This is a genomic window from Streptomyces sp. NPDC030809, from assembly GCF_055572195.1.
This window is the reverse complement of record NZ_JBVIDV010000017.1, coordinates 195,798-202,473: the sequence shown is the minus strand read 5'-3', so window position 1 is coordinate 202,473 and position 6,676 is coordinate 195,798. Positions and strand designations below refer to the sequence as shown.

At 70.7% G+C, this 6,676-nt stretch carries 7 protein-coding genes; all 7 read right to left on the bottom strand.

Translation table 11 applies throughout. The features are described from left to right. On the bottom strand, positions 1-782 hold a 782-nt coding region (locus tag ACZ407_RS23070), incomplete at its 3' end, for an ABC transporter substrate-binding protein (RefSeq protein WP_468131099.1). Between the two features lie 176 nt (positions 783-958). After that, positions 959-2,287 (bottom strand): sulfate adenylyltransferase subunit 1, encoded by a 1,329-nt coding sequence (locus ACZ407_RS23065; RefSeq protein ID WP_468131097.1) that lies wholly within the window; start codon positions 2,285-2,287, stop codon positions 959-961. Between the two features lie 2 nt (positions 2,288-2,289). Further along, positions 2,290-3,231: a sulfate adenylyltransferase subunit CysD gene (gene cysD / locus ACZ407_RS23060; protein ID WP_468131095.1), complete on the bottom strand. Its 942-nt coding sequence runs from the start codon at positions 3,229-3,231 to the stop codon at positions 2,290-2,292. A gap of 91 nt (positions 3,232-3,322) precedes the next feature. Beyond that, positions 3,323-3,868: an adenylyl-sulfate kinase gene (gene cysC, locus ACZ407_RS23055; RefSeq protein ID WP_468131123.1), complete on the bottom strand. Its 546-nt coding sequence runs from the start codon at positions 3,866-3,868 to the stop codon at positions 3,323-3,325. 38 nt (positions 3,869-3,906) lie between these two features. Continuing rightward, positions 3,907-4,608, bottom strand: coding sequence for a phosphoadenylyl-sulfate reductase (locus ACZ407_RS23050; protein WP_468131093.1), 702 nt, complete (start codon positions 4,606-4,608; stop codon positions 3,907-3,909). Beyond that, positions 4,605-4,784 (bottom strand): hypothetical protein, encoded by a 180-nt coding sequence (locus tag ACZ407_RS23045; RefSeq protein ID WP_468131091.1) that lies wholly within the window; start codon positions 4,782-4,784, stop codon positions 4,605-4,607. Before ACZ407_RS23045 ends, ACZ407_RS23050 begins: the two co-directional genes overlap by 4 nt. Continuing rightward, positions 4,781-6,475, bottom strand: coding sequence for a nitrite/sulfite reductase (locus ACZ407_RS23040; RefSeq protein WP_468131090.1), 1,695 nt, complete (start codon positions 6,473-6,475; stop codon positions 4,781-4,783). The genes ACZ407_RS23045 and ACZ407_RS23040 overlap by 4 nt, the downstream gene beginning before the upstream one ends. Positions 6,476-6,676: the final 201 nt, after the last annotated feature.

Sequence of the window (6,676 nt, the reverse complement as noted above, 5' to 3'; positions counted from 1 at the left end):
TGCTCCGCCAGGAACTTCTGCGACACGATCACGTTCGTGATCACGAACTTCTTCTCCGGCCACAGGCTCGTCTCGTCCAGCAGCACCTTCGCACCACCGGCCACCAGCTTCGACGCGGTCGGCTCCGGCACCCACGCACCGTCGATCGACCCCGACTTGTAGGCATCCGGCGTCACCTTGTTGTCGGTGCGCACCACCGACACCTCGCCCTTGCCGCTCTCGGAGTCGACCTTCCAGCCCTTCTCCGCGATCCAGTTGAGGAACGCGACGTCCTGCGTGTTCCCCTTCTGCGGAGTGGCGATCCGCTTGCCCTTGACGTCGTCCAGGGTCTTGATCTTCGCCGGGTCGACCACCAGCTTCACCCCGCTGGAGGCCGCACCCGAGATGATCCGCAGGTTCTTGCCCTTGGACTTCACGTACGCGTTGATCGACGGCGAGGGGCCGATGAAACCGATGTCCAGGGACCCGCCGTTGAGGGCCTCGATCTCCGACGGGCCCGCGTTGAAGGTCTGCGGAGCGATCTTCGTCCCGCCCAGCTCCTTCGCGATCAGCCCCTCCTGGATGCCGACCAGCGCGGTCGCGTGCGTCAGGTTCGGGAAGTAGCCGATCCGCACGCTGTCCGCCGACAGCTTCTTCCCCGTCGAGGAGACATTGGACTTCGCGTCCTTCTCCTCGGCCGGGGCCTCGGAGCCGTAGCCGCAGGAGGCGAGGGCGGCGATCAGCAGGGGCAGGGCGGCAGCGGCGGCGAGGCCGCGGTGCAGGGTGGTGCGGGGAGCAGACACGGGAGGGTTTCCTCTCGGTACGTCAGGTTTTCCGACGTCTTCGTTCGTGGAGCGGGGCGGGGGCGGAGGCGGTCAGCACGCACATCGGGCCACCCCTCCCTGGCCGCTGCCGAGGGCGCCGCTGCCGATGCGGCCGCCCTCCTTGGCGAAGGTCGAGTAGATGTCGGCGGGCATGGTCAGAAGTCCCATCCCTCGTCGTCCTGCGCGGTCTCCCGGGCCTTGGAGGCGAAGGACTCGCCCGCCATGCCCGCCGCCAACGTGGTGCCGTCGGCCGGGTCGATCAGCAGGAAGGAACCCGTCCGGCGGGAGTCGGCGTACGCGTCCAGCGCGAGCGGCTCCGCGGTGCGGACGACGACCCGGCCGATGTCGTTGGCCACCAGCTGCCCGGGGTCCGGGTGCTGGGACAGGTCGTCCAGGGTCAGCCGCGAGGGGATCTCCTTGACGATCGCCTTGACCGTGCGCGTGGTGTGCTTGAGCAGCACCCTCGCGCCGACCGCCAGCGGCTGGTCGGCGACGTGGCAGACCGTCGCGACCACGTCCTGCGTGGTGGCCGGGGCGCTCGCGGTCGGGGCGATCAGGTCCCCGCGGGAGATGTCGATGTCGTCGGCCAGGCGCACGGTCACGGACTGCGGGGCCCAGGCGATGTCCACGCTCTCGCCGAGGGCGTCGATGCCCTCGATGACGCTGGTCCTCCCCGAGGGCAGCACGGTCACGGCCTCGCCGACGCGCAGCACGCCGGAGGCGATCTGGCCCGCGTAGCCCCGGTAGTCGGGGTGCTCGGCGGTCTGCGGACGGATCACGTACTGCACCGGGAACCGCGCCGGGCAGGCCGTCAGGTCGTGGCTGACCGGGACGGTCTCCAGGTGCTCCAGCACCGTCGGGCCGCCGTACCAGTCCATGTGGGCGGACGGGTCCACCACGTTGTCGCCGGCCAGCGCCGAGATCGGGATCGCGGTGATCTCCGGGACGCCCAGCTCCGAGGCGTACGAGGTGAACTCCTCGGCGATCTTCGCGAAGACCGCCTCCTCGTAGCCGACCAGGTCCATCTTGTTCACGGCCAGGACCACGTGCGGGACGCGCAGCAGGGCGGCCACGGCCGCGTGCCGGCGGGTCTGCTCGACCACGCCGTTGCGCGCGTCGACCAGGACCACGGCCAGCTCGGCGGTCGAGGCGCCGGTGACCATGTTCCGGGTGTACTGCACGTGCCCGGGGGTGTCGGCCAGGATGAACCGGCGGCGCGCGGTGGCGAAGTACCGGTACGCGACGTCGATGGTGATGCCCTGCTCCCGCTCGGCGCGCAGGCCGTCGGTCAGCAGCGCCAGGTCCGGGGCGTCCTGCCCGCGGTCGGCGGACACTCGCTCCACGGCCTCCAGCTGGTCCTCCAGGACCGACTTGGAGTCGTGCAGCAGACGGCCCACCAGGGTGGACTTGCCGTCGTCGACGGAACCCGCGGTGGCGAAGCGCAGCAGCGTGGTGGTGCTGAGCTGCTCGGTGGTGCTGGTCATGGCTAGAAGTACCCTTCGCGCTTGCGGTCTTCCATCGCGGCCTCGGACAGCTTGTCGTCGGCGCGGGTCGCGCCCCGCTCGGTGAGGCGGGAAACGGCGATCTCGGCGATCACGGCGTCGAGCGTGGTGGCGTCGGAGTCGACGGCGCCGGTGCAGGACATGTCGCCGACGGTGCGGTAGCGGACGAGCCGCTTCTCCACCGTCTCGGTGTCCTTCGGGCCGCCCCACTCGCCGGCCGTGAGCCACATGCCGTTGCGCAGGAACACGTCCCGCTCGTGGGCGAAGTAGATCTCCGGCAGCTCGATGCCCTCGCGGTCGATGTACTGCCACACGTCCAGCTCGGTCCAGTTGGACAGCGGGAAGACGCGGACGTGCTCGCCGGGCGCGTGGCGGCCGTTGTAGAGCTGCCACAGCTCGGGGCGCTGGCGGCGCGGGTCCCACTGGGAGAACTCGTCGCGCAGCGAGAACACCCGCTCCTTGGCGCGGGCCTTCTCCTCGTCGCGGCGGCCGCCGCCGAAGACCGCGTCGAACTTCAGCTGCTGGATCGCCTCGGTCAGCGGGACGGTCTGCAGCGGGTTGCGGGTGCCGTCCGGGCGCTCCTTGAGGACGCCGCGGTCGATGTAGTCCTGCACCGAGGCCACGTGCAGGCGCAGGCCGTGCTCGGCCACCGTGCGGTCGCGGTACTCGATGACCTCGGGGAAGTTGTGGCCCGTGTCCACGTGCAGCAGGGAGAAGGGGACCGGCGCCGGGGCGAACGCCTTCAGCGCCAGGTGCAGCATGACGATGGAGTCCTTGCCGCCGGAGAACAGGATCACCGGCTTCTCGAACTCGCCCGCCACCTCGCGGAAGATGTGCACCGCCTCGGATTCGAGGGCGTCGAGGTGGGACAGCGCGTACGGGGCGTCCGAGCCGGACTCGGTGTGCAGGTGCGCGGCGGTGGTCATGCCGTACCCCTTTCGTTCGCTTCTCCGCCCGCGCGGCGCGCAGCTGCGGCAGTCATGGTCGTCTGCGGCCCGGTGGCCGCACGTGCGTCGCTCACAGGAGGCCCTTCTCGGCGAGCAGCGAGTGCAGCGATGCCGCGGACTCCTGGACGGTCTGGGTGTGGGACTCGATGCGCAGGTCCGGGTCGGCCGGGGCCTCGTACGGGTCGTCCACCCCGGTCAGACCGGAGATCTCGCCCGCCGCCTGCTTGGCGTACAGGCCCTTGACGTCGCGCTCGGAGCACACCTCGACCGGGGTGGCCACGTGCACTTCGAGGTAGTTGGTGCCGGCGGCCGCGTGGCGCTTGCGGACGGCCTCGCGGCTGTCGGCGTAGGGGGCGATCACCGGCACCAGCGCCTTGACGCCGTTGCGCGCGAGGAGTTCGGCGACGAAGCCGATCCGCTGCACGTTGGTGTGGCGGTCCTCGCGGGTGAAGCCGAGGCCGGCCGAGAGGAACTCGCGGATCTCGTCGCCGTCGAGGACCTCCACCCGGTGGCCCTCGGCACGCAGCCGCTCGGCCAGCGCGTACGCGATGGTGGTCTTGCCGGCGCTCGGCAGACCGGTCAGCCACACCGTGGCTCCCTGGCCGGTCACGCTCATCTGGTTCTCCGTGGTGTCCGTACGTTCGGTCGTCGTCATCAGCCGTGCAGCCCGCATTCCGTCTTGGTCCGCCCGGCCCAGCGGCCGGCCCGGGCGTCCTCGCCCTCGGCCACCCGGCGGGTGCAGGGGGCGCAGCCGACGGAGGCGTAGCCGTCCATGAGGAGCGGGTTGGTCAGGACCCCGTGCTCGGCCACGTAGGCCTCCACGTCGTCCTGGGTCCAGCGGGCGATCGGCGAGATCTTGACCTTCTGCCGCTTCTCGTCCCAGCCGACCACCGGGGTGTTCGCCCGGGTGGGGGACTCGTCGCGGCGCAGGCCGGTGGCCCATGCGTCGTAGCCGGCCAGGCCCTCTTCGAGGGGCTTGACCTTGCGCAGGGCGCAGCACAGGTCCGGGTCGCGGTCGTGCAGCTTCGGCCCGTACTCGGCGTCCTGCTCGGCGACGCTCTGGCGCGGGGTGAGGGTGATGACGTTGACGTCCATCACGGCCTCGACCGCGTCGCGGGTGCCGATGGTCTCCTCGAAGTGGTAGCCCGTGTCGAGGAAGACCACGTCCACGCCGGGGAAGGCCCGGGAGGCGAGGTGGGCGACGACCGCGTCCTCCATGGAGGAGGTCACGCAGAACTTCGCACCGAAGGTCTCCGCGGCCCACTTCAGGATGTCCAGCGCGGGGGCGTCCTCCAGGTCGCGGCCCGCCTGCTCGGCCAGTCCCCGGAGCGCCTCGGCATTCTGAGTCCTCGTCATATCTCTTCCCCGCCAGTGCCGTTGGACTGAAAACCGCGGGCCAGCAGCCCGAGGTACTTCAGCTGGAAGGCCCGATTGCACGCCCGGCACTCCCAGGCGCCGTGGCCCTGCTCGTTCGGGAACAGGTCCTCGTCGCCGCAGTACGGGCAGTAGAACGGTGCGGCGCGCTCGCTCATGACAGGGCCTCGTCGCTCGCACGGCCGACCCAGGTCGCGAACCGCTCGCCGTCCTCGCGCTCCGCCTCGAAGCGGCGCACGACCCGCTCGACGTAGTCGGGCAGCCCCGCGGAGGTGACCTTCAGCCCGCGGACCTTGCGGCCGAAGCCGGCCTCCAGGCCCAGGGCGCCGCCCAGGTGCACCTGGAAGCCCTCCACCTGGTTGCCGTCCTCGTCCAGGACCAGCTGGCCCTTGAGGCCGATGTCCGCGACCTGGATGCGGGCGCAGGCGTTCGGGCAGCCGTTGATGTTGATGGTGAGCGGCTGGTCGAACTCGGGCAGCCGGCGCTCCAGCTCCTCGATGAGGGTCTGGCCGCGGCCCTTGGTGTCGACGATGGCGAGCTTGCAGAACTCGATGCCGGTGCAGGCCATGGTGCCGCGCCGGAACGGGGACGGCTTGACCCGCAGGTCCAGCGCCTCCAGGGCGGAGACCAGCGACTCGACCTGCGGCTCCTCGACGTCGAGCACGATCATCTTCTGCTCGGCGGTGGTGCGCACCCGGCCGGAGCCGTGCTGCTCGGCGATGTCCGCGATCTTGGTGAGCGTGGCGCCGTCCACCCGGCCGACGCGCGGGGCGAAGCCCACGTAGAAGCGGCCGTCCTTCTGGCGGTGCACGCCGACGTGGTCGCGCCACTGCTGCACGGGCTGCTCGGGGGCCGGGCCGTCGGCCAGCTTGCGGCCGAGGTACTCGTCCTCCAGGACCCGGCGGAACTTCTCGGCGCCCCAGTCGGCGACGAGGAACTTCAGGCGGGCGCGGGTGCGCAGCCGGCGGTAGCCGTAGTCGCGGAAGATCGAGATGACGCCGGTGTAGACGTCCGGGACCTCCTCCAGGGAGACCCAGGCGCCCAGGCGCACGCCCAGCTTGGGGTTGGTGGAGAGGCCGCCGCCGACCCAGACGTCGAAGCCGGGGCCGTGCTCGGGGTGGACCACGCCCACGAAGGCCATGTCGTTGATCTCGTGCGCCACGTCGAGCAGCGGCGAGCCGGAGATCGCGGACTTGAACTTGCGCGGCAGGTTGGAGAAGTCCTTGTTGCCGACGATCCGGCGGTAGATCTCGTCGATGGCGGGGGTGCCGTCGATGATCTCGTCCTCGGCGATGCCGGCGACCGGGGAGCCGAGGATGACGCGCGGGGTGTCCCCGCAGGCCTCGGTGGTCGACAGGCCGACCGCCTCCAGGCGGTTCCAGATCTCCGGGACGTCCTCGATGCGGATCCAGTGGTACTGCACGTTCTGGCGGTCCGTGATGTCGGCGGTGCCGCGGGCGAACTCCTCGGAGATCTCGCCGATCACGCGCAGCTGCTCGGTGGTCAGCCGGCCGCCGTCGATGCGGACGCGGAGCATGAAGAACTCGTCGTCCAGCTCCTCCGGCTCCAGGATCGCGGTCTTGCCGCCGTCGATTCCGGGGCGGCGCTGCGTGTAGAGGCCCCACCAGCGCATGCGGCCGCGCAGGTCGTTGGGGTCGATCGAGTCGAATCCGGCCTTGGAGTAGACCGTCTCAATGCGTGTCCGCACGTTGAGACCGTCGTCGTCCTTCTTGAACTGCTCGTTTCCGTTGAGGGGCGTGAAGTGGCCTACGGCCCACTGGCCTTCGCCGCGGTGACGCGTGGTCTTGCGGCGCGTTGCAGCGGTCGGCTTCTCGGGGGTGGCGGCCATGGCGATACGTCCTTCGGTGGCGGCTCAAGGCAGGGGCAAGGGAGTGCTGAGACGACCCCTGTACTGCGGTGACCTGCGAGAATGTGCTGCAGGTGCGGCAAAGCGAGGCCCCCCGGCGGTGTGCGGGGCAGCTTGCGGCCTCAGGGGTTCGACGCGTCCGCGACGGCGGGGACGGCGAGGAGTGCGGCGGTGCTGGTTCCG

Excerpts from the sequence above, each read along its gene's own strand:
- ACZ407_RS23050 (WP_468131093.1), bottom strand. The coding sequence starts at position 4,608 with ATGACGAGGACTCAGAATGCCGAGGCGCTCCGGGGACTGGCCGAGCAG.
- cysD (WP_468131095.1), bottom strand. The coding sequence starts at position 3,231 with ATGACCACCGCCGCGCACCTGCACACCGAGTCCGGCTCGGACGCCCCG.
- ACZ407_RS23065 (WP_468131097.1), bottom strand. The coding sequence starts at position 2,287 with ATGACCAGCACCACCGAGCAGCTCAGCACCACCACGCTGCTGCGCTTC.
- ACZ407_RS23045 (WP_468131091.1), bottom strand. The coding sequence starts at position 4,784 with ATGAGCGAGCGCGCCGCACCGTTCTACTGCCCGTACTGCGGCGACGAG.
- ACZ407_RS23040 (WP_468131090.1), bottom strand. The coding sequence starts at position 6,475 with ATGGCCGCCACCCCCGAGAAGCCGACCGCTGCAACGCGCCGCAAGACC.
- cysC (WP_468131123.1), bottom strand. The coding sequence starts at position 3,868 with ATGAGCGTGACCGGCCAGGGAGCCACGGTGTGGCTGACCGGTCTGCCG.